This window comes from Noviherbaspirillum sp. Root189 (assembly GCF_001428545.1).
In the GTDB taxonomy this organism is placed as follows: Bacteria; Pseudomonadota; Gammaproteobacteria; order Burkholderiales; family Burkholderiaceae_D; genus Noviherbaspirillum.
The window spans coordinates 96073-118773 of the sequence record NZ_LMHZ01000005.1 but is presented as its reverse complement, the minus strand read 5'-3'; the positions used below and the strand labels follow the sequence as shown (position 1 = coordinate 118773).

Genomic DNA, 22701 nt, shown 5'->3' with positions numbered 1-22701 from the left:
GCGTAAAATAACTCACCATCCGCTCGTCAACGAACCACATCACGCTCATGCCTGACCTCAATCCTCGCCAGCTTCTGCTCGACATGTACACTGCGGCCGTCGACGCCGTCAGTGCGGAAAAATGTCTTCCTGCCTTCCTGCCGAAACCGTCTCCAAACGGCCGTACGCTGGTGATCGGTGCAGGCAAAGGCGCAGCGGCAATGGCAAGGACTGTCGAGCAGCATTGGGAAGGCGACATCAGCGGGCTGGTGGTTACCCGCTACGAGCACGGTGCGGAATGCAAACGCATCGAGGTGGTGGAAGCGGCCCATCCGGTGCCGGATGAAGCAGGACGCCGTGCCGCCGGGCGCATGATGGAGATGGTCAAGGGTCTGACTGAAAACGACCTGGTACTGTGCCTGATTTCCGGTGGCGGTTCGGCGTTGCTGGCCTTGCCGGGCGAAGGCATCACGCTGGAGCAAAAGCAGGCGGTCAACAAGGCCTTGCTCAAGAGCGGTGCAACCATTTCGGAAATGAATTGCGTGCGCAAGCATTTCTCTGCCATCAAGGGTGGCCGTCTTGCGCTCGCATGCGCGCCGGCACGCGTCGTGACCCTGTTGATTTCCGATGTGCCGGGAGACGATCCGGGCGTCATCGCCAGCGGCCCCACCTTGCCCGATCCCACGACCTGCGCGCAAGCGCTGGCCATCCTGCGCAAGTACGAGATCGCAATTCCTCCCAACATGGAAGACTATCTCGCCTCCGGCGCGGGCGAAACACCCAAACCGGATGACCCGCGCTTTGCACGCAATAGTCACCATGTGATTGCGACCGCCCAGCAGTCGCTGGAAGCGGCGGCCGATGTTGCCCGTAACGCAGGCATTACGCCTTATATTCTGTCCGACGAAATGGAAGGCGAAGCACGCGACGTCGGCATGGTGCATGCGGCCCTCGCACGCCAGGTCGCCTTGCGCGGCCAACCCTTCAGCAAACCATGCGTCATCATTTCCGGCGGCGAAACGACGGTCACCGTGCGCGGCAAGGGACGTGGCGGGCGCAATGCCGAATTCCTGCTCAGCTTTGCGGCCACCATGAACGGCATGCCGGGCGTCCATGCCATCGCCTGCGATACCGATGGCATCGATGGCTCCGAAGACAACGCGGGCGCGCTGTACAACCCGCAATCGGTCGCGCGCGCCGAAGCGGTCGGCATGCGCGCGCGCGCCATGCTCGACAACAACGATGGCTATGGCTTTTTCAGCGCACTGGGCGACCTGGTCGTCACCGGCGCGACGCGCACCAACGTCAATGACTTCAGGGCCATCCTGATTCTTTGAGTTTCCAGGGTGCCTATACCCTGACCTGATTCATTCTTAACCAACAGCGCGAGTCCCGTAAGCCGGGCTCGGTGGCGGCTTGCGCCTGTTCGAACTGCAAAGTGAACACTATGCGACGTCAACGCAAGGCAAAAATCGTAGCGACTCTCGGGCCGGCCACTTCGAGCAAGGAAGCCATACAGGCTTTGTTTGAAGCGGGTGCCGATGTCTTCCGTTTCAATTTCAGTCATGGCTCCCACGACGACCATCGCGCCCGTTACGACATCGTGCGTGAAGTCGAGCGTAGTGTTGGCCGTCCGATTGCCATCCTGGCCGACCTGCAAGGACCGAAACTGCGTATCGGGCAATTCGCTGAAGGCAAGGAAGTGCTGAAAGCCGGCCAGGAATTCACGCTCGATCGCAATACTGCGCCCGGAGACCGCAAGCGCGTCTGCCTGCCGCATACCGAACTGTTCGATGTCATTGCCGCAGGCCAGTCCCTGCTGATCGACGATGGCAAACTGCGGCTGGAAGTGATCGAGAGCGACGGATACACGATTCGCACCACCGTTGTCGCCGGCGGCACCATTTCCGACCGCAAGGGCGTCAATGTACCGGATGTCGTGCTGCCGATTCCCGCATTGACCGAAAAGGACAGACGCGATCTCGACTTCGCGCTGGCTCTCGGCGTCGACTGGATCGCCTTGTCTTTCGTGCAGCGGCCGGAAGACCTGCTGGAAGCCCGCGAACTGATCCGGGGACGCGCCGGCCTGCTGGCCAAGCTGGAAAAGCCCGCTGCGCTAGATCGTCTCGACGATATCGTGCGTGTGTCCGACGCCATCATGGTGGCGCGTGGCGACCTCGGCGTGGAGCTGCCGCCAGAACGCGTACCCGGTGTGCAGAAGCGTATCCTGCGCACGTGCAGCCAGCAGGGGAAACCGGTCGTCATCGCCACCCAGATGCTGGAGTCAATGATCTCGGCACAGGTACCGACACGGGCGGAAGCCTCCGATGTCGCCACCGCAATCTATGACGGCGCGGATGCCGTCATGTTGTCAGCCGAATCGGCAAGCGGTGCCTATCCGGTCGAGGCGGTTGCCATGATGGACCGCATCATTGTCGAAGTCGAACGTGACCCGCTCTACCGCGGCCTCATTGATGCGCAGCGCGGCGATCCATTGCCGACGCGTGGCGATGCGATCTGTGCGGCACTACGCAGCGTGACGCAAATTCTTGGTGCGCGCGTCACGATCACCTACACGACTTCCGGCCATACCAGCTTGCGCGCCGCACGTGAACGACCCGCGGCACCGATCCTGAGCATCACGCCGCATCTGTCCACAGCCCGCAAACTGGCGCTGGCCTGGGGAGTGCACACCACGGTCAGCCCGGATGTGCGTAGCGTCGATGAAATGGTCGCTGCAGCCTGCCGTACCGCACTGAGGGAAGGATTTGCACAGCCGGGCGACCAGGTGGCGATTGCCGCTGGCATGCCGTTCGCCGAATCGGGGACCACCAATCTGCTACGGATTGCCGAAATCTGGAAGCAGCCGGCATGATTGCGGAACTGCTTGGTTCCTCTTCATGTACCTACATACGTCGTGCACTCTCCGCAAGCTGAAGTGCCAGTTTTTGGTGCGTTGCGATCAGTGGCTCCGTTTCTACCGTGGTGCAACGACCTTCGCGCACGATGACGCGGCCATTGACGATGCTGTAGGCGACATTGACCGGCGTGCTGAACACGAGCGCGGCAACCGGGTCGTGAAGCGCACCGGCAAAGCCGATGTGGTTCAGGTCGAACAGTACGATATCCGCCGACATGCCGGGCGCCAGTGCACCGATATCGTCGCGGTTCAATACCTTCGCGCCGCCCAGCGTCGCGATCTCCAGGGCCTGACGTGCCGTCATTGCATCGGGTCCGTAACCCACGCGTTGCAGCAGCATCGCCTGTCGCACTTCACCGAGCATGTGACCTGAATCGTTGGATGCCGAGCCGTCGACACCCAGACCCACGGGTACACCGGCATCGATCATTTTACGTACCGGCGCAATGCCCGAGGCCAGGCGCATGTTCGAACAGGGACAGTGTGCAATGCCGGTGCCGCTATGCGCGAACACACGAATGCCGTCATCGTCCAGCTGTACGCAATGCGCGTGCCAGACGTCATGCCCTATCCAGCCGCAGTCTTCTGCGTACTGCGCCGGCGTCATGTTGAATTTTTCGCGGCTGTAGTCAATGTCGGTCACGCTCTCGGCGAGGTGCGTATGCAGGGAGACGCCGAAATGACGCGCCAAGGTTGCCGATTCGCGCATCAGGTCGCGCGATACCGAGAACGGCGAGCAGGGCGCAACGACAATGCGTTGCATCGCATGCCGCGACGGGTCGTGCCAGGTCTCGATGAGACGTTGCGTATCCCTGAGGATGGCATCTTCTTCTTCGACCACTCGATCGGGCGGCAAGCCGCCTTTGCTCTCGCCAACGCTCATCGAACCGCGCGCCGCATGAAAGCGCATGCCGATCTGATGCGCCGCTTCGATACTGTGATCAAGACGGCAACCGTTCGGATAGATGTAGAGATGATCGCTGGTCGTGGTGCAGCCTGACAGCAGCAGTTCCGTCATTGCGGTCTGTGTCGACACGCTGACCATCTCCGGTGTCAGATTGGCCCAGATAGGGTAGAGGTTCTGCAGCCAGTTGAACAGTTCGCCGTTCTGCGCCGCCGGAATGACACGCGTCAGGCTTTGATACATGTGGTGATGGGTATTGATCAGGCCGGGCATGACGACATGGCCGCGTGCATCGATGACTTCGTCCGCCACTGGCGGCAGCGAGTCGGTGGTGCCAACCTGTTCGATCACATTATCGCGGATGAACACGCCACCATCGGCGATTTCACGCCGGTCCTTGTCCATCGTTACCAGCACATGTGCGTTCTTGATAAGAAGGGTTTTGCTCATGATGTTTTAAGAGAGAGAGACCGGTCACGCCTTACGAGGGCAGGAGTGCCTGACCGGCTATTATGATGAACGATAGTAAAGCCCGCTGACTGTGGGAATATTGGCTCCCAATGATAGACGGCTTCAGCATGTCGATATGTGAGCCGGAGTTACGGGAAGTATCTAGAGCGGATTTCATCGTGTGTACTGTCGCTTGTCGCTTGTGTGGCCCGCCACACGGCACTTCGCGCGCCTTGTCCTGCACGCCAGGTCGACCCGATTCTCCGTACACCACGATGAAATCCGCTCTAATAGAACGCAGCCAGCCATACGGGCAAGCCGGCGACACAACGCCCGGCTTTGTTATTTACTCTCTATTTTGGCAATAGGGACTTCGCCGTTCCTGAAATCAGTTCGCGCAGCCATTTATGTTCGGGTGCATGGTGGACACGTTCATGCCATAGCTGATAGAAGCGCATGGCGGGAAACTTGATCGGCACGGTGAAGGTTTTCAGCGGTAGGTTCTTTTCATAGAAACGCATGAACTGCCGGCCGGTCGTCAGTACCAGGTCGCTGCGGGTCAGCATATACGGGATCAGGCCGAAATATGCCGACTCGACCACGACATTGCGGTGCAGGTTCTGGCGCGCGAGGAAGGACTCGATCACGCCGAAGTAGCCGGCCAGCATCTGCGATGGCGCGACATGCGGCAGAGACAGGTAATCTTCAACGGTCATCTCTTCGGGGCCGGTGCGCAGCGCATACGCACAGTCGGCGCGCATGATGCAGGCGATCTCATCTTCGAACAGCTTGGACATGTGCAGGTGCTGAGGCGGCTCTTCCCAGTTGGCGATGACAAGGTCGAGTTCACCATCCGACAGCAGTTTCAGGTAATCGATCTCCGGTCCCAGCCCGTGGATCACGATCCGGCTGCGAGGCGATTCACGGCGCACGCCGGCGACAATGTTGGGCAAAAACTGACTGTCGAGATAATCGGGCGCCGCGATATGGAAGGTGCGAGCCTCATGCTGCGGTGCGAAAGCCGCCTTGTGTGCAAACAGCTTTTCCGTTTCGTCGAGTATCTGCTTGGCCGGCTTCAGCAGGCTTTCGCCATGCTGGGTCGGCACCATCCCGCGCGCACCGCGTACCAGCAGAGGGTCGCCGGTCAGTTCACGCAGCTTGCGCAACGAGGCGGAAATGGATGGTTGCGGCTGATTGAGCTTCAATGCGACGCGCGAGACGTTCTTCTCTGACAAAAGCAGGTACAGAATGCGGATAAGATGTATGTCCAGGTGATCTGGCAAGCCTGCCATTACAGCCTCTATATTGGGTTCGGTATGCAAAATATACTTGATGCGCGATGCTTCGGGCTACAAAAAAGTCTATCTTGTAATGGGGGCGCATCAAACGGCATTGGGTGAATGCCGGGTATATCGGAAGTTCAACATTCCCGGCATGCGAAGCGTGCCTAATTCGTTCGATTTAATCGGGATGCCACTGCCGGGATCATGTCATCGTGCGATCCGGAAGGTCGCACGGGGTGTTAACAGAGTTCTGTAGTAACTCCCAAGGGAGTGTGAGTTGGAGGCAGGGAGACCTGCCTCCTTTTTTGTTGGTCGTGGGATTGGGGTAGTACAGGTAGTGCAAGTAGTACAGAGCGATTCCGGTCGCCCCGCATGACGGACGATCCGCTCAGGACGCGGTCGGACGGCCTAAGGCCAGCACGCGCTGCAGGAGTGCCCCTACCTTGAACTGGCGCTGTTTGCTGCGCAAACCCTGCAGGTAGGCAGAAGTCGACATAGGGACAACCCGCTCCGGCAAATTGGAGAGCACGCTTGCATGCTCGGCTTCTGCATCGCCGATCAGCAGCACGATTGCTTCCGTTCCGCGCGCCAGTTCCCTTCCGAGGATTTCTCCCGCCGCCTGCTCGTTCTGGTGGCGCTCCACCTCGTCGCTGTGCCTGCGCTTGAGCACAATGAATTCTTCGAACTCTTCGGTGCACTGCACACTGACACCGTGACCATCGTTTGTACGTATCCATTCAAGGGCATCCGGCACGCCGGGAATGTCGATGTGGGACAGCAGGGCATGCCTGACCATGTCGGGAATCAGAATGCGGATGTCAGGTGCAAGCGATAGCAAGGTATCGAGTTCGTCGACATCGGCCAGGTCGATCAGGGGTTGGGCATCGGTAACGATCAGGGAAGTAGTGTTCATGGCGGCTCTCCGTTCGCCATCCCGTTCAAGTCAGGATTAGCGACATGTCATCACGGTAAATGGACTGTATGTTTATACAGTATAAGCGTGATTCATAAAAAAGTACCAGAACCAACTACAAGGAAAATTACCTGGAAGCAATCTGCCCATAAACATTTCCCTTTTGTCCATTGGCACTTTGCCATCTAGTGCCCATGTCGATGGTGGATGTCCGGGTAATGCTTGTGCGAATGCCGGAGTACGCCATGGGAGTGCGGATGAACATGCGGTTCGCTGCCATCCCAGTCAAAATCGTGCTTGTGCTGGTGATGTGCGTCATGCCGGTGCGCGTGGGTATGGTCCATCGGCTCATGGGTATGCTCATGCTCATGCGATTCGGTCAGATGGATCCAGATACCTGCTCCCATCAACGCCGCCGCGATCCAGAACACCAGCTCCGGAGATTCACCCAGCATGAAGAGAGAAAGCGCCGCCCCGACAAAAGGCGCCGCCGAAAAGTAAGCGCCGGTCCTGGCTGTGCCCAGGTGGCGAAGTGCGAGCACGAACATGACCAGGCTCAGGCCATAACCACAAAAGCCGACGATGCCGGCGGCGACCGCTATGCTTGTTTCCGGCAGCTCGTACCCCAGAGCAAGGGCAAGCCCCAGGTTGACCGAACCGGCTACCAGACCTTTGATGCCGGCGGTCTGCACTGCATCGCTCGCGGAGACCTTTCTGGTCAGGTTGTTGTCAATCGCCCAGCAGAGGCAGGCGCCGACGATGGCAATCGCGCCCCAAGGAACGCCCAGCGTCGGACGTTCGCTCCAGGAAAGGAGAGCCCCTGCCACCACAATCAACACCATGCCGGCAAAAATCCGTTTATCGAAATTTTCCTTGAAGACAAACCAGGCCAGCAGCGCGGTAAGCACGCCTTCCATGTTGAGCAGAAGCGAGGCTGAAGATGCGGGTGTGAGGGTCAGGCCGGCCATCAAGAGCAACGGCCCGGCGATGCCGCCCGCGACAATCGCGCCAGCCAGCCATGGCAAGTCCGGCTTGGTCAAGGGAGCCACATCGGACTGCCGTTTTTTCCGGGTCGCTGTTTTTCTGAAAACAAACCAGGTCAGCAATCCGAGCCCGCTGCCTAAATACAACAGCCCCGCCAGGGTAACGGGCGCAATCTGGCCGACCAGTGTCTTTGCAAACGGCGTACTGGCGCCAAAAAGCACGGCAGCCATCAGCGCATAAAAGACACCACTATGCATAAAACTTCTCCATTCGAACCTTGCTATTCCGGTTTCGGAACACATCTAGAAGTCTTTAGTTGTACATGTACAATACCGCTTCGTTAACAACAGGGATCAACGGGATAACCGCGTAATCCTGCCTCAGTGGATATAGTAATTATCCTTGGACTCATTCTTCTCAATGGCGTTTTCGCCATGTCTGAACTGGCCGTCGTTTCTTCCAAACGTATCCGGCTCGAAAAACTCTCTGAAAACGGCAGCCGCGGAGCGCGCGCAGCCTTACAGCTCGCTGATAGCCCAAGTCGCTTCCTTTCCACCGTTCAAGTAGGCATTACCCTCATTGGCATCTTCAATGGTGCTTTCGGCGAAGCCTCCCTTGTCGCGCGTCTGACGCCACAAGTTGCAAGCATTCCGGCTCTGGCCGAATACGCACGCGAGATTGCACTTGGTATTGTGGTTGTCGGCATTACCTTTGCTTCGATTGTGCTTGGCGAACTCGTCCCGAAGCGAATCGCCATGCAATACCCGGAAGCAGTTGCCACAGTCATTGCCACGCCGATGCAGTGGCTGTCACGCATTGTCTCGCCTTTCGTAAAGATCCTTTCGGTCGCCACCGAGGCCATCATGCGCCTGCTTGGATTGCATAAGCATGAGGAGGCCAGGATGACAGAAGAGGAAATCACCGGCCTTATCAAGGAAGGCACACATGCCGGCGTCTTCGAAAAAACCGAGCATGACATCGTCACTCGTGCACTTCGCCTCGACGACCAGCGTCTTGGCGCGCTGATGACGCCGCGCACGGACCTTGAATTCATTGACCTCAACGACACGGTTGAACAAAACCTGACCAAGATTGCAGACAGTCCATTCAGCCGCTTCCCGGTCTGCCGCGGCAACCGCTCCGAAGTGATTGGCATTGTTCATGCCGGCGACTTGTTCGAGCAAGCGATCCGCGGCAAGGCCATGTCGAGTGTCGATATCGAGCAGGCCGTCAAACCACCGCTATACGTGCCTGAATCGGTCAGCGCGATGGATTTGCTGGAAACGTTGAAAAAGCATCGTTCCGAACTGGCTCTCGTCATTGATGAATATGGTGAAATCCAGGGCATGGTCACGTTAAGCGATGTGATGGGTGCGCTGGTTGGCGATGTGTCGGTCATCGATGATGACGAACACGAGGCCGATGCCGTACAGCGGGAAGATGGTTCCTGGCTGATTGATGCCGGAGTGTCGCTCGACCGCTTCCGTGACATTATGGATGCCGCTGTCCGCTTTCCTGAAGAGGCAAATGGGAACTACCATACGCTTGCAGGTTTTGTCCTGGCGCAGCTTGGCCATATCCCGGAAGCTTCCGAACACTTTGAATGGAATGAGTACCGGTTCGAAGTCATTGATATGGACCGCCAGCGGATTGACCGGCTTCTCATCTCGCGCATACCGAAAACCGGGACCACAACCACTGAACAGGCTCAGTAGGTAATCGACTTTCTGTACTGTGCAGGAATGCACACCACAACGTAAAACCCGCATGGACAAACGCCGCATGCGGGTTTTTTCCTGTAAGGGAAGTCGTCCCTAATAGGGCACTCTCACGGTGCCGTGAACGGTAATTCCTGGTTCGACGACCACGGGCGGAGGAGCCGGAACATAAACCGGCGCGGGCGCGTAGTGACCATGGCGTGCTCCCTTGCACTTGCGCTCCTCTTTGTATTCGCCACTCTTCTCGAGTTTACGCTCCACCTTACAGTTGCCATCCCAATACTCTTCCTTGTACTCGTGACGATCGTGGCCGCGACCACGTCCCTTGCCGTGCCCGCTTTCATCTTTGTCGGGGTCAGCGAAGACCGATATCGGGAAGAGAATTGCCGCAGAAAGTAAATATATCGAAAGTTTTTTCATAGTCAGTTAAAGGTTTTCTTTCTCATCATAGAGACATTGGCTGCAATGAGCCAAGCAGCAGGTGCAAAAACTGTAACGAAGTATTTCTTGGTTAAACGAATAGTTTACTTGTAACTATCTCTACTTTGTGTAGACTACGTTACATGATAAAAGATGAATTCCGTTGGCTCTTGCTTATTGCCTCGCTGCCTACGTCCGGTGCGACTGTGCGGATGCGCCTCTGGCGAGGTATCAAGGCGCTTGGCTGTGTCGCGTTGCGGGATGGTGCTTACCTTCTGGTTGACTGGCCGCAGCACGCAGACGCCTTGGCTGACTTGGCTGCCCAGACAAATAGTGAAGGCGGACAGGCATGGGTAGTGGACGTCGTGCCGCGATCCGTCGCCGATAATGAAGCATTCCAGGCACTTTTCGACCGGTCTTCCGAGTACGCGGAAATGAATGCCGGCTTGAACCAGGCGCGAAAAGCACTGCCTTCCCAAACACCGGCCGAAATTGCGAAAACTCTCAAGCGCCTACGCAAGGAACGGGATGCTCTTCTGCGCATCGATTTCTTCCCGAATCAGGCCTCACTTGATGCAGAGGCGGCCTGGGCAGATTTTGAAGAGGCTGTGAACGCATTGTTATCACCGGGTGAGCCCCAGGCACAAGAACGACCGATTCCACACCTGCTCCGTGCGGATTACCAGGGACGTACCTGGGCGACACGCCGCAATCTATGGGTCGACCGGGTTGCCAGCGCATGGCTGATACGGCGGTTTATTGACTCCGATGCCAAATTTCTTTGGCTTGATAGCCCCGCGCAATGCCCTCCAGATGCGCTCGGGTTTGATTTTAACGATGCGGCATTCACACACGTCGACGACAAGGTCACTTTCGAGGTACTACTCGACAGCTTCAATATTGAAATGACGCCGGGTATGGCAAAGCTTGCTGCTCTCATTCATGCACTTGACGTTGGCGGTGTTGTCCTGCCGGAGGCAGCGGGATTTGAGGCCATCTTGACGGGCGCGCGTGCCCGCCTCAACAGCGATGATGCCCTGCTGGCTGAAATCGGTGCTGTCCTCGATTCTCTCTATGTTCATTACAACAAAGAACAAGCAAAATGAGTAGGTTTGAAGATAAGCCAACCTATACCCTTTGGCAGATGGTGTTGTACATGCTGCGGCTCGGGACATTGGGATTTGGCGGGCCGGTCGCACTGGTTGTCTACATGCACCGGGACCTGGTCGAGGATCGGAAATGGATTACCGAAGCTGATTACAAGGAAGGGCTGGCCCTCTCCCAGTTGGCGCCAGGCCCTCTGGCTGCACAGCTAGGTATCTATCTGGGCTATGTCCACTACCGTATTCTCGGGGCGACCCTGGCCGGAATCGCTTTCGTTATTCCGTCATTCCTGATCGTGGTTGCATTGGGCTGGGCATATGTCCGCTTTGGCGGCATATCGTGGATGCAAGCTGTTTTCTACGGTGTTGGCGCGGCCGTTATCGGCATCATCGCCATGAGCGCCAAAAAGCTCACCGAAAAAAGCGTGGGCAAGGACAAAATGCTGTGGGCTATCTACCTGGTTCTCGCTGTTGTCACAATCATTACCGAGTCTGAAATTGCCTGGCTCTTCATTGCCGCCGGCGTTTTGGTGTGGTTGCTGCGCGCGCCACCCAAGTGGCTCAGCAGAGGTGGCCTGAATGCTGCTGCCATGACGCAAATTCCTATGGCTGGAAGCCTGTTCGGCTCCATGGACGTGTCGCTCCTGACCCAGATCGGACTGTTCTTTGCCAAAGCAGGTGCGTTTGTATTTGGCTCAGGACTTGCCATCGTACCGTTTCTCTATGGCGGAACCGTGACCGAACACCAGTGGCTTACCGAAAAGCAATTCGTTGATGCCGTCGCCGTTGCCATGATTACCCCTGGGCCAGTGGTTATTACGGTCGGCTTCATCGGTTACCTCATCGCGGGCTTGCCAGGGGCGGTCGTAGCATCGCTCGCCACATTCATTCCTTGCTACCTCTTCACAGTCATCCCGGCACCTTACTTCAAAAAATACGGGAAGCTACCCGGTGTAATTGCCTTCGTTGACGGCATCACCGCGGCTGCGATCGGTGCTATTGCCGGCTCCGTCATCGTGATCGCCAAGCGCTCCATCATTGACATCCCGACCGTGCTCATTGCCCTGGTCACGGTCGCATTGCTTTGGAAATTCAAGAGACTGCAGGAGCCGGTCATCATTGCGGCCGCTGCAGTCGTTGGACTGGTTCTCTACCCGCTGCTGAAAGGTTAAGGCGCAATTATGAAATGGGTTACCCGCGAACGTCCGAAGATTGATCGCATTGCCTGTCCATGGCTCATCGCAAAATTCATCGACGAGGAACCGGAATTTCTTTACGTGCCAGCCAAGGAGGTACTTGCGGTGGCTCAGGAGAGGGGGGCGATACCCTATGACATTCCCGATGTTGAGATGTCGCATGTTGGGGATCTCTGCAGTTTCGACGCCTTCTTGAAAAAGTACGAACTGAAAGAGCCGGCTCTCCTGCAGCTGGCCGAGATCGTCCGTGGTGCCGACACCTCAAAGCTGGATCTGACGCCGCAATCGGCCGGCCTGTTTGCCATATCGCTTGGTCTCTCCGCCACTTTTGCTGACGACCATGAAATGCTTAAGCATGGGATGGTCATGTACGACGCACTTTACGCCTGGTGTCAACATTGCCAGGCAGAGACACATAATTGGCCGCCCCGAACAAATGACAGTGGCCAGCTTTGAACGAGAGGTTGCCATGAAAACCCTGCTTCTGGGTATAAGCATCCTCACCGTGGCGCCAACAGTGCTCGGTGAAACCATCAACTTTGACTCTGACACTACCGGCCAGCCCCCGACTGGCTGGAATTGCGGCACTACAGGTGCAGGCAATCCCTATTGGGTTGTGGAGAAAGACGCCACAGCCCCCAGTCAGCCCAATGTATTGAAGCAAGGCGGCGTCGCGCCTTTTCTCTGGTGCGTACGGGGTAATTCCGGATCCGAAGATGGCTCGGTAGAGGTGAAATTCAAGCCCCGGGCAGGAAAGGAAGACCAGGCAGGCGGGTTGGTTTGGCGATGGAAGGATGGAAAAAATTATTATGTCGCCAGGGCCAACGCACTGGAAAGTAACGTCTCGCTGTATTACACCGTTGATGGAGTTCGCAAGACGATCAAGTATGTCGACGCGCCAGTAACTTCAAATGTCTGGCATACCTTGCGGGTGAGCTACAAAGGGAACAGCATCCAAGTTTTACTGAATGGTAAAGCGTACATCGACACGAGGGACAGTCACATTTCCGGTCCAGGCAAAGTAGGCGTCTGGACCAAAGCCGACAGCGTGACCGTCTTTGATGATTTCACCTACAACGCTACGGACAGTAAATGACAGCAACAATCATTTGTTGTGTCGGACATCAACTTTCGGAAATCGCAAGGGTCCCTGGCAGGAGTCGTTTTCCGAAGCCCGCAATGAGCGCTTAATCAACGCCAGCGTCGATCCGATTACGCCCTTGGCTTTTGCCTGATAGAGCCTGCGATCGACGAGTTCGGCGAATTTGCTTAATTCATCCTGCGGGTCAGGCACAACCGTTCCAAGGCCCATGCTGACAGTCACGCTACTGGCGACATGTGATTGGGCATGGGGAATTTCGCGAATCCAAATGTACTCTCCATCTGCCGTAATGGCGTGGTAGTCAGCCTCGTGGTCAACCCTTGTTGGGATTGCGAAACGCAGAAATCTACAGTCTTTTGGCGGTCTTCAGGATGAATACGGTCGGCCCAGTCGTTGACGGACACTCAGCTAGCCTGGGTCCAAAATAGATGCAAGGTAACAACGATAACAAATCGTATTACTTACCTTGTTGTGCGAACTTTGTTGCTCACGGTATATTGCTTGTCCACTCAATGCCTTGCCCTGTCTGAAACGCCACGGGCATGCTTTTTTGTCATCATGAAATTTTTCAAGTATTGCGCTGCAGTTCTTCTCCTTCCACTCGTACTTTCAGGTTGCGGCGTCCTTGCAGCGCCTTGCCGGGTCGCTTCGGCCGGTATCAAGATGGTGCCGATTGTCGGGCATGTGGCCGCCGTACCGACCGACGCCTGCGCCGCCGTGATCGACCCCTGAGCCCATCCCGCTCACTCCGCATGGCTTTCGCGGCGAGAGAGCTCTATGTGCTAAAAGACATCTTCGGCCGTATAAGGCTTATACTCTCGGTCCCCGTCGTTTCGGCTGACGGGGACATCGACGTTTGCGGCATAACAAGTTCAGTGGCTAACGGCATGCGAATCCATGAAACCTGCATGTCATTGTCAAATGAATTCGATGTTGGACCCTGCGCGATCAAAACGCGCGCTTCCCCGACACAGTAAACTGGTATGTAGCCGCCGCGCAGCCGCGTGATCTGTTGCGTAGCTTTGCCCGCAGCCGCGCTGCATGCTTTTTCATTGTCAACACTTTAGGATTGATAGCAGATTGAATACCACACGAAACAAGCGCTGGAATGGACATCTTGACAGCCTTCCGCGCGACTTCCTGAAGGAAGTACAGACGAAAATGGAAGCCTACGGCGACAAGGTTCAGTTTTCCCTGGTCAGCGGTGGCGGGCATCCAAGCTACCAGGTGACAAATACACTTGGGAAAAAAATGGCGTTCGACCGCAATCATCATTTGTTGAATGCGGACGAAGCGGACTTTGCAGGCGCCAATGCAACCGGCATGTTGACGATTGACCAGATCAAGGCGGCCATTGCAGGCGTAGGCCTCAACTCTGGATCGACGGCGAAATCAGTGCGGGTCACCCGCGCCAGTCCGGGAACCAAGCGCACGTCGGCAGCCAAGGCGAACGAGCTGTTCGCGGTAGAACGCTACGAATACTTCAAGAACAACCGGCAAACCCTGCCGCCAACGATCTCTGAACACAGCGATGAAATTACCGCGCTGATGCAGAACGGTAAGTCGGCCGCCGATGCGTTTAATGAAGTGGTTGCCAAGTACTATTCCTGATCACCTGTAAAGAAGGCTTGCAGCTGGTGTCGTAGGCAGCATGTTCACCGAATCGATGTTGCCGGCATTCCCTGCGGGCCGTCTTTCTTTTAAACCGATGGCGGCACAGCCCTCTCGATGGACTGTTTGAGGGTCGCGTCATCTTGCGTCGACTCTGGCAGCGGGTCAGCGGTCTCGGGGGATTTTTTCCTGACGGTTTTTGCAACGGCTTCCGAAGGGCTTGCCTGTGTCGTCAGTCCTTCCGCGCCGACATTCTGCGGCATGCGGCCGACGCGTCGCGCTTCATCGGATTGCTCGTCGAAATTTTGTTCCTCTGCGACCGAATAGCGGCCGTCCTGCGGATTGTTCTCGGAAGACTGCGACAGCGAGTGCTCCGACTGCGTACTCTCATCAAGCTGCGGGTAGCCTTGCGGCATTGCCTGGCCACTATTGCCCTTGCCTGCCGATTGCTGGTTGCTTGCCATGATGAATCTCCTGGTTGAATAATTGTCCATGTTGAATGAGAGCGTGCAGGGCGCTACAAGTTGCGCAACAATTCGACATAAGGATTTGCGATGATCGATGGCATGTGCATCTACCTACGCACATGCGGTAATGAAGGGAAATGACATGGGAATGAACGATAAATATGCCGCGCAGGAGCCGGACCGGTCGGAAATCGATGCGCTGGAGGGCCCGGCGGTGGTGGAATTCGGCGCACCCTGGTGTGGCTTCTGTCTCGCGGCGCAGGTACCGATTGCGTCTGCGTTTGCCACGCATCCGGACGTACGCCATATCAAGATTGAGGACGGCAGCGGGCGTCGACTTGGACGCTCGTTCAAAGTCAAACTATGGCCAACGCTCGTGTTCCTGAATAATGGTCAGGAAGTGGCACGGCTGGTCAGGCCGACTGATGAAAAATCGATACGGGACGCGTTGCGGCAGATCGATCCACGCGGTCAGTAAACGAGGCTTACGCAAGGTGTAAGTGTGCAGCTCGGAAAAGATGCGCGAAAAAACGCGGACAGCGATGCAAATGCATACAGTCCGCACTGGTACTGAATACAGCGGGGTGGCGACACCCCGCTGTATTCGTTTCGACTACGCGGCTCAGTAACTCAGCGATTGAGAAACCGAGAACCGGACCTTAGTGACGACGATTGCCGGTCACGCGTTCGGCACCGTAACGAACAGCGTCCTTCACCTTGTCCCAGGTGCTGCCGGGATGGTTGGATTCCCAATCGCTACGCAGTTGCGGTTCTACGTCGTTCCACTGGTAGTTCTTGTAGCGATCGCTGCCCGCCATGGTCGAGCCATAACGATAGGCAGCATCATAGTCTTCATAGCGTCCGCCTGAAGTGCCATAGGCAGTTTGCCAATGACGACGGAAGTCCGCATCGTCGCCAGTCAGTGTACTGCCTGTTGTGCCGCTGGTCGCAGTGGTTCGTCCGGCACCAAGCTGCTCGACTTCAACGTCGGTACGACGCACGGTGTCGTTGATGTTTTCAGTACGTTGCGAGACTTCCTTGCCGACGACCACTTCTTCAACGACCCGGGCGGTCTTGGAGACGACTGCTTCCTCGGAGGTTTCGCGCAGTTCGATCGAGCCCTCCTTGAATGCGGCGAGATCAGCCTCACTAGCTGGCTTGTCGACCGCATGACGTTCAACCTTTACATGCTCCTGGCGCAATTGCACGGATTCATGTACCGGTGTTTCACGAACGCGCTGGAACACGCGCACACCGCCACGCTGGACCTGGCGCTTGCCGATCTTCAGTTCTTCCTCGATCACCGGGATGCGGGACGATCCTTTGGTATCGGTTGTTTTGGTCATGCCGGTGGTGCCGGTGGTGCCACCGGCTTGTGCATAGGTGGCGCGCTCCCTGTCGATTTCATCGCGGGAATAGCGCGGTGCGCTGTCATCGTAGCCGGACCAGCCCTGCTGCTTCCAGTGGCTGCTGCGCTCATCGACATCGACCGGATTGAAGCGGTTCATGATATCAGCGGCGCGGTCCTGCTCCTGCTCGCTGTCGACATCGACGGTCAGCACATAACTGCCACGGCGCACCGATTCGGCGTAGACATCATGATGTTGCGTGTTGTCGTCACCACCGAACAAGGAGCGGAAGAAACCGCTGATACCGCTCGCACCGTGTGTGTCGGCAGTCGACGTGCCGGTGGCCGTGGCCGTCGTGCCGACATCGTCACGATCCGGGTTGAGCTGAACTCGGGAACGTTCGAAACCTGCTGTCAAAAGCGCTTGCACCGCATTTTCCGCATCGGTGAAGTTATCGTAGACACCGACCACGGTGTCACTGCTTCCGCCGTCAATCGAGGTGCTGCCTTCGCGATAGATCTGCTGGCCGTTACTACTCCGCCAGTGCTGCTCGAAATGCGCTGCGTCTTCATCCGAACGGGGTTTCACGCCCATCAGGATGCCGCCTTCCTTCAGGCCGCTTTCGTAGCGCTTGACACGCTCTTCCGGAATACCCCAGCCGATCAGTGCGCCGAGCAAGCCGCCCGTTGCCGCACCTGCACCCGCGCCTGCAGCCGCTGCTGCAAGTGGGCCGGCAATCACCAGGCCAAGACCTGGGAGTGCCAGGCTTGTCCCTGCGGCAGTCATTGCTGCCAGCACGGCACCGAGGGTGCCGCCGACCGCCCCGCCTACACCGGCACCTTCGGCGGCCTTGTTGCCCAATTCTGTCGTTGCCGCATCGCCGTCGGCGAAATGGCGTTTGCGGGTATCGTCCGACATGACGACGTTGATATCGTCCTTGCCGTAGCCGCGCTCCGTCAGACCTTGATATGCGCGTTCAGCGCTATCCCTATCGTAGAACAGGCCAGTTAGCATTCCCGGATTCTTCTTGGTCGAGGTTGTTTCCATTTTCTATCTCCTAATCAGATTACGTATGAAGCACGGGTTCGCATTCAACAGTGCGCTTCGACTAAACTTTCAAGCCTGAAAGACTCCTCGAAGGCGTACGTCTGAACTCCTTTAGACCGACCCATGCATTGCCAAAGCGTCCTGCGCAAGATTCCTGTCAGCTATTCAGTTACCGGTTGACGAATCCACAATGGTTTTATAAGAAGCCGATAATCCCATGAAGTTCCTTAATCAATTGCTATCAAAAAACGCAGAGATGCAATTAGTTTGAATGGGAAACGAAAGGGAGAGTGCTGTGCTGCCAGGTGAGGCAGTCGCCATCACTGTGTGGCCGCCCATTAAGGTTTCCGCGGTATGGTTTTCCTCCGCCGAGCGACCAGTCGATAATGAGATGCAGTCACCCTGATTAGCGAAAGGGGAAGGTAATTGGGAGCATGCCGGAGCACGCGCCCTTGGTTTACGCGAATAGCCAGTAAGCGATAGTTACGGCCACAATTGCGAATAACACATTCGCAACGACATCCTCGGCAATCATCCGACACCCCGTATCTACGAAAGTACGAAAGCTCTTTCGAGGCAGGACCTGCGCAGAAAGTTTGCGCTGCAATGCGTACCGTCGACTTTGCTCAATAGGGTAACGAAGTGTTAACAGTCGAGGATACGCGGTGATGCGCGCACATTGACACAGCCGCAGGGAGACAACTATTGCCATGTGCGAGCCGGGCTTGTCGTCAAGCCACGTACAACCAGTCCGGCACCGAATGCGGCATATACAAGGAAAAGGGACGCGGAGGAAAGTCGTTTTTCGTAGCCGGGATGCAGGCGCCGCGGTGTCAGGTGATAGTCGGTGAAGCAGGCCAGCGCCGCAACGGTCGCTCCACCTGTCAATGCCGTTGGCAAGTCGCGCCTGTCGGCACGTTCTCCGAACCAGCGTTCGTAGATCACTGCCCATAAGGTCGATGAGGCATGGTGGATCGCATAGCCGGTTCCGGTGTAACGCAGTGTCCGCCCGTTACGATAGAAGGCGTGATCGCCAAAGAACCAGTGGCTGATCGCATTCGTGGGCGCATAAGGCGTACCTTCTTCATGCTCTCCTCGCACGCTCAGGACAATTGTCGATAGCACGCTGGCGACGCTTCCCGAAATGAGACCATCCCGCATCGCCTGACGCCATGACTTCATGCTTCCTCCGTGCAATAAGGCGCTGGCACGCAGGTTGGCGTGCGCGCAATGAACTCCCGGTGGCCGGCACCGGTCGTATTTACCATGCATTTGTGACGTGCAAAAACAAGGCTGGTTCCCCGCAGCGAAATGCAACCAGACAGAAAGTGACAAGCACGTATTGCCCATACGGTGTGGCGCTGCCACCCATAACAAAGGAGTTGCAATTGGTCGTGCTGCTGACCGGAGCAAGCGGATTCATAGGAAGCCATCTGGCAAATGCGCTCGCCGCCGCCGGACATCGCGTACTATGCGCCGTTCGCAATCCGGGCGCGCATCACGATCCGCGCTTTGGCTACATCGCCGCCGACTTCACCCGTGACTTTGACAGCAATGCATGGCTGCCCCGTCTGTCCGGTGTTGACGTCATCATCAATGCGGTAGGCATCATCCGCGAGACGGGCCGGCAAAGCTTTGACGCGATCCATGTACGCGGACCGGTCGCGCTGTTCAAGGCAGCCGCCGACAGCAAGGTAAAGCTGGCCGTGCAGATTTCCGCGCTGGGCGCTGACCAGCATGCGCAGAGCCGCTATCACCTCAGCAAAAAGCAGGCGGACGATTTTCTGGCAAGCCTAGACCTGCCGTCGGTCATCGTGCAGCCGTCCCTGGTCTATGGACCGGGCGGCACCAGCGCCCGCTTATTCACCACGCTGGCGAGCCTGCCCTTGATTGCCTTGCCTGGAACGGGGAAGCAGCAGGTACAGCCGGCGTATATCGACGACGTGGTTGCAGCGATCCTGGCCTTGCTGGACAATGCGACGCGGCCACATATGCCGAAAGGCACGCGTATTGCGCTGGTTGGTTCGGAGCCGATTTCATTGCGCGATTTCATTGCGACCCTCCGTACCGCGATGCGGATGGGGCGCTTACATTGCATCCCCATGCCGATGCCGCTGGTGCGATTGGGCGCGCGTCTTGCCAACCTTCTTCCGGGGAGCCTGCTCGATCCCGAAACCTTGCAGATGCTTGAACGTGGCAACACCGGCAGTGCATCGGCAATTACTTCGCTACTCGGTCGCGCACCGCGTGCGGTTCGTGACTTCATTGCGCCGGGAAACGTTGCGGACACCCGACTGCATGCCAAGCTGAACTGGCTGCTGCCGATGCTGCGTATCAGCATTGCGATGGTATGGATTGTCACCGGCATCGTGTCCATGGGTTTATATCCGGTTGCCGACAGCTATGCCTTGCTGGAACGCGTAGGCATCAGCGGCATGCTTTTGCCGCTGATGTTGTACGGCGCGGCACTGATGGACTTCGCCTTCGGCGTGACTACGCTGCTGATGAAGCGTAGTCGCTGGCTGTGGCTGGCACAGATTTCCGTCATTCTTTTCTATACCGCCATCATCACCTGGAGGCTGCCCGAATTCTGGCTTCACCCTTATGGACCATTGCTAAAGAACCTGCCCATGCTGGCAGCGATCTGGTTATTGCTTGAACTTGAGCCCGAACTGAGGGAGCGCCGATGAGTTATGTCGTTCTCAAATGGCTGCATATCATGTCGTCCACCTTCCTGTTCGGAACCGGGGTGGGCTCGGCATTCTATCTGCTGTTTACCACCATGAGCCGCGACGTTCGCGCGATTGCGGTGGTGGCGCGTATCGTTGTGCTTGCCGACTGGCTGTTCACCTCGACCACCGTCATCATTCAGCCGCTCACCGGCTATCTGATGATGCGAACGGCGGGATTTCCCATGAGCAGCCGCTGGATCATGTGGTCCGTCATTCTCTACGTCATCGCCGTTGCCTGCTGGCTGCCAGTGCTGTGGCTGCAGATGCAGCTCAAGCAGCTTTCCCGCATCGCGGCGGATTCCGGTACGCCGCTACCCGATGCCTACTGGCGTTATTTCCGTTACTGGGTATTGCTCGGTATCCCGGCCTTTTTCACCTTCATCGCAATCTTCTACCTGATGGTCGCCAAGCCGTCCTGATAACAAGGAGTGTTCCATGGCCAGACGTCCCGGCATCTTCCCCACGTTTTTCATTTCCGGTTTCGAGTGCTCGACCTTTTTATGGAAGGATAAGCGCAGGCGCAACCTGGTCGCGGAAACCCAGCATGACTGCCGTGCCATGGAGGACTATCACATCCTGCGTGAACTGGGCATTGCCGTCGCCCGTGAAGGAATACCCTGGCCGTTGGTGGACAAGGACAGGCATTATGATTTTTCCATGATCGATCCTTATCTCGAGGCAATGGACAAAGCGCAGATCCTGCCGATCTGGGACCTGTGTCATTACGGTTATCCGGAAGATACGGACCCCTTCTCGGATGACTTCACCAGTCGCTTTGCCGACTACTGCAGGGCGGCGGCAGAATACGTGGTGCCAAGGACCCGTGGACCGCATTGCTTTACGCCGATCAATGAAATCACCTTCTTTTCCTTTTGCGGCGGCGAATGGGGATGGGTTGCGCCGTATCTCAACAGCAGGGAAGATCGATTTGCGTTTCGCCTGGCGCTTTGCAAGGCAGCCATCGCCGGCGTCAAGGCCATCCGCGAGGTGGACCCGGACGCCCGGATGATTCATATTGATCCACTGGTACAGGTCGTTGCGCCGCGTGACCGGCCCGACCTGATCGAGGCAGCGCGTCATGAGACCTGCGTCGATACATTTCTGGCGTGGGACATCCTGTTCGGCAAGGAATATCCGGAACTCGGCGGTACGCCGGAGGTGCTAGATATCGTCGGCGCCAATAACTATTCCTTCGGCCAGATGGAATACCGAGAACACGGACCGCATGCCGCGCTGCCGCCTGACGACGACCGCATCGTGCCGCTATGCGATCTGCTCGGCACTGTCTGGGAGCGTTACCGGCGACCGATGATCATTGGCGAAACCAGCGGCATGGGAAAAGGGCGGGACGCATGGCTCAAGGACGTGATGGAAGAATCGCTTGCTGCCGTCGATCGCGGCATGGACCTGCAGGGCGTCTGTTTGTTTCCGGCGGTTGACATGCCGGACTGGCATACCGGTGAATGGCTGCATAACGGCATCTGCGATATGCAGGATACGGATGGCGTGCTCAGGCCGGTAGCCGACCGCGACTATGTCAATGAACTGCGCCGCTGGCAAAAAGAATTGAATCGCGTCACCAAGCTGGATGCTGACCCGTTTAGCGATCCCGTCGACCTGCAGGATGTCGTCGAAGCGGCACATCGGCTGCAACATCGACCCGATGCCAACTGGTGCTGAAAAACGGGCGCTGAATCATAGTCATAGTCGAAGCGGCAGGCGGCGGTATTTCAGGACGCCGACAGCGCATCAAGCCACAAATCTTGCGTCTGCTCAACTTCGCGTAATATGGTGCAAGAGTGACATGCGAGGCATGGCACGCCCTATATAACTATTTGCACCGATTTCACATGAGCGATTTCCCGAAAGACATATTTACCGAGCCGTCCATGGACGTGCTTACCCTGAACAACCTTGGCCCTCTGCGCGCAATGGCCGGTGTATGGGAAGGCACCCGTGGCCTGGATATCAAACCCAAGGCGGACGGCGCGCGCAAGCAGGCTTTTGTGGAACGCATTGAATTGCAGCCCATCGATCCTGTCACTAACGGACCACAGCTATTTTACGGACTTCGCTATCATACCCATGTCACCAAACCGGATCAGGTAAAGACCTACCACGATCAGGTCGGCTACTGGCTCTGGGAGCCGGCTACCGGCACGGTCATCCAGACGCTAGCTATTCCACGCGGGCAAATTGCCATGGCAGTGGGTAAAGCCAGCGCCGATGCGACCAGTTTCGAACTACTGGCAACACGTGGCGACGACAGCTACGGCATCCTGTCCAACCCGTTCCTGGAATACGCATTCAAGACGATAGAATACCGGATTCAGGTCAGCATTCACGCCGACGGAACATGGTCCTATGACGAAGATACGGTAATGATGATCAAGGATCAGGAGGAACCCTTTCATCACCGCGACCGCAATACGCTCACCAGGATCGCCGAGCCGACACCCAATCCACTGGCACGGTGATTGAATGAAATAAAGCTGGCTGCTCTGCTGAAATCCACCGTCCGGC

Annotated in this window: 22 protein-coding genes; 14 read left to right on the top strand and 8 right to left on the bottom strand. The window is 57.0% G+C overall.

The window, feature by feature from the left end:
• Positions 1–47: 47 nt before the first annotated feature.
• Both ASE07_RS04165 and pyk read left to right on the top strand, forming a co-directional pair.
• Positions 48–1316 (top strand): glycerate kinase type-2 family protein, encoded by a 1269-nt coding sequence (locus tag ASE07_RS04165; protein WP_057289546.1) that lies wholly within the window; start codon positions 48–50, stop codon positions 1314–1316.
• A gap of 110 nt (positions 1317–1426) precedes the next feature.
• Complete coding sequence (gene pyk / locus ASE07_RS04160; RefSeq protein ID WP_057289545.1) at positions 1427–2854, top strand: pyruvate kinase; 1428 nt, start codon at positions 1427–1429, stop codon at positions 2852–2854.
• A gap of 31 nt (positions 2855–2885) precedes the next feature.
• Here the strand turns inward: pyk and ASE07_RS04155 are convergent, their stop codons facing one another.
• The 4 genes from ASE07_RS04155 to ASE07_RS04140 form a co-directional block, all read right to left on the bottom strand.
• Positions 2886–4253: an 8-oxoguanine deaminase gene (locus tag ASE07_RS04155; protein WP_057289544.1), complete on the bottom strand. Its 1368-nt coding sequence runs from the start codon at positions 4251–4253 to the stop codon at positions 2886–2888.
• Positions 4254–4606: 353 nt separating this feature from the next.
• Positions 4607–5545, bottom strand: coding sequence for a LysR substrate-binding domain-containing protein (locus ASE07_RS04150; RefSeq protein ID WP_057289543.1), 939 nt, complete (start codon positions 5543–5545; stop codon positions 4607–4609).
• Between the two features lie 379 nt (positions 5546–5924).
• On the bottom strand, positions 5925–6449 hold the full coding sequence (locus ASE07_RS04145; RefSeq protein ID WP_057289542.1) for a hypothetical protein: 525 nt from the start codon (positions 6447–6449) through the stop codon (positions 5925–5927).
• A 185-nt stretch (positions 6450–6634) separates the two neighbouring features.
• On the bottom strand, positions 6635–7690 hold the full coding sequence (locus ASE07_RS04140; protein WP_057289541.1) for a DMT family transporter: 1056 nt from the start codon (positions 7688–7690) through the stop codon (positions 6635–6637).
• Positions 7691–7816: 126 nt separating this feature from the next.
• Between ASE07_RS04140 and ASE07_RS04135 the strand changes: the two genes are divergently transcribed.
• Positions 7817–9148, top strand: coding sequence for a hemolysin family protein (locus ASE07_RS04135; protein WP_082583945.1), 1332 nt, complete (start codon positions 7817–7819; stop codon positions 9146–9148).
• 99 nt (positions 9149–9247) lie between these two features.
• On the opposite strand, the gene ASE07_RS27925 is transcribed toward ASE07_RS04135, so the two are convergent.
• Positions 9248–9571 carry a hypothetical protein gene (locus ASE07_RS27925; RefSeq protein ID WP_082583944.1) on the bottom strand — a complete coding sequence of 108 codons (324 nt, stop codon included), beginning with the start codon at positions 9569–9571 and terminating at the stop codon, positions 9248–9250.
• A gap of 143 nt (positions 9572–9714) precedes the next feature.
• On the opposite strand from ASE07_RS27925, the gene ASE07_RS04125 reads away from it, so the two are divergent.
• The 6 genes from ASE07_RS04125 (at position 9715) to ASE07_RS04100 (ending at position 14583) form a co-directional block, all read left to right on the top strand.
• Positions 9715–10677 (top strand): chromate resistance protein ChrB domain-containing protein, encoded by a 963-nt coding sequence (locus tag ASE07_RS04125; RefSeq protein WP_057289538.1) that lies wholly within the window; start codon positions 9715–9717, stop codon positions 10675–10677.
• The gene (locus ASE07_RS04120; RefSeq protein ID WP_057289537.1) at positions 10674–11846 is read left to right on the top strand and encodes a chromate transporter; all 1173 of its coding nucleotides are present in this window, start codon (positions 10674–10676) and stop codon (positions 11844–11846) included. The genes ASE07_RS04125 and ASE07_RS04120 overlap by 4 nt, the downstream gene beginning before the upstream one ends.
• A 9-nt stretch (positions 11847–11855) precedes the next feature.
• Entirely contained in the window at positions 11856–12326 is a 471-nt protein-coding gene (locus tag ASE07_RS04115; protein ID WP_057289536.1) for a chromate resistance protein ChrB domain-containing protein, read from the top strand.
• A 13-nt stretch (positions 12327–12339) separates the two neighbouring features.
• Complete coding sequence (locus ASE07_RS04110) at positions 12340–12966, top strand: hypothetical protein (RefSeq protein ID WP_057289603.1); 627 nt, start codon at positions 12340–12342, stop codon at positions 12964–12966.
• A 564-nt stretch (positions 12967–13530) separates the two neighbouring features.
• On the top strand, positions 13531–13704 hold the full coding sequence (locus ASE07_RS29390) for a DUF6726 family protein (protein ID WP_200960880.1): 174 nt from the start codon (positions 13531–13533) through the stop codon (positions 13702–13704).
• Positions 13705–14052: 348 nt separating this feature from the next.
• Positions 14053–14583 (top strand): hypothetical protein, encoded by a 531-nt coding sequence (locus ASE07_RS04100; protein ID WP_057289534.1) that lies wholly within the window; start codon positions 14053–14055, stop codon positions 14581–14583.
• 89 nt (positions 14584–14672) lie between these two features.
• Here the strand turns inward: ASE07_RS04100 and ASE07_RS04095 are convergent, their stop codons facing one another.
• Entirely contained in the window at positions 14673–15047 is a 375-nt protein-coding gene (locus tag ASE07_RS04095; protein WP_057289533.1) for a hypothetical protein, read from the bottom strand.
• A gap of 145 nt (positions 15048–15192) precedes the next feature.
• On the opposite strand from ASE07_RS04095, the gene ASE07_RS04090 reads away from it, so the two are divergent.
• On the top strand, positions 15193–15528 hold the full coding sequence (locus tag ASE07_RS04090) for a thioredoxin family protein (protein ID WP_057289602.1): 336 nt from the start codon (positions 15193–15195) through the stop codon (positions 15526–15528).
• A gap of 181 nt (positions 15529–15709) precedes the next feature.
• Here the strand turns inward: ASE07_RS04090 and ASE07_RS27915 are convergent, their stop codons facing one another.
• Positions 15710–17446, bottom strand: a complete 1737-nt coding sequence (locus ASE07_RS27915; protein WP_235548348.1) for a YsnF/AvaK domain-containing protein — start codon at positions 17444–17446, stop codon at positions 15710–15712.
• Between the two features lie 702 nt (positions 17447–18148).
• Positions 18149–18628, bottom strand: coding sequence for a hypothetical protein (locus tag ASE07_RS04080; protein WP_057289532.1), 480 nt, complete (start codon positions 18626–18628; stop codon positions 18149–18151).
• A gap of 212 nt (positions 18629–18840) precedes the next feature.
• Here ASE07_RS04080 and ASE07_RS04075 point away from each other — a divergent pair, with 212 nt between their 5' ends.
• The 4 genes from ASE07_RS04075 to ASE07_RS04060 all read left to right on the top strand — a co-directional run bounded on the left by ASE07_RS04075 (position 18841) and on the right by ASE07_RS04060 (position 22655).
• Positions 18841–20136, top strand: a complete 1296-nt coding sequence (locus ASE07_RS04075) for an SDR family oxidoreductase (protein WP_327196041.1) — start codon at positions 18841–18843, stop codon at positions 20134–20136.
• Positions 20133–20597 (top strand): DUF2269 family protein, encoded by a 465-nt coding sequence (locus tag ASE07_RS04070; RefSeq protein WP_057289531.1) that lies wholly within the window; start codon positions 20133–20135, stop codon positions 20595–20597. Before ASE07_RS04075 ends, ASE07_RS04070 begins: the two co-directional genes overlap by 4 nt.
• A 16-nt stretch (positions 20598–20613) precedes the next feature.
• On the top strand, positions 20614–21858 hold the full coding sequence (locus ASE07_RS04065) for a hypothetical protein (protein WP_057289530.1): 1245 nt from the start codon (positions 20614–20616) through the stop codon (positions 21856–21858).
• A gap of 170 nt (positions 21859–22028) precedes the next feature.
• Complete coding sequence (locus ASE07_RS04060; RefSeq protein WP_057289529.1) at positions 22029–22655, top strand: FABP family protein; 627 nt, start codon at positions 22029–22031, stop codon at positions 22653–22655.
• Positions 22656–22701 lie beyond the last annotated feature (46 nt).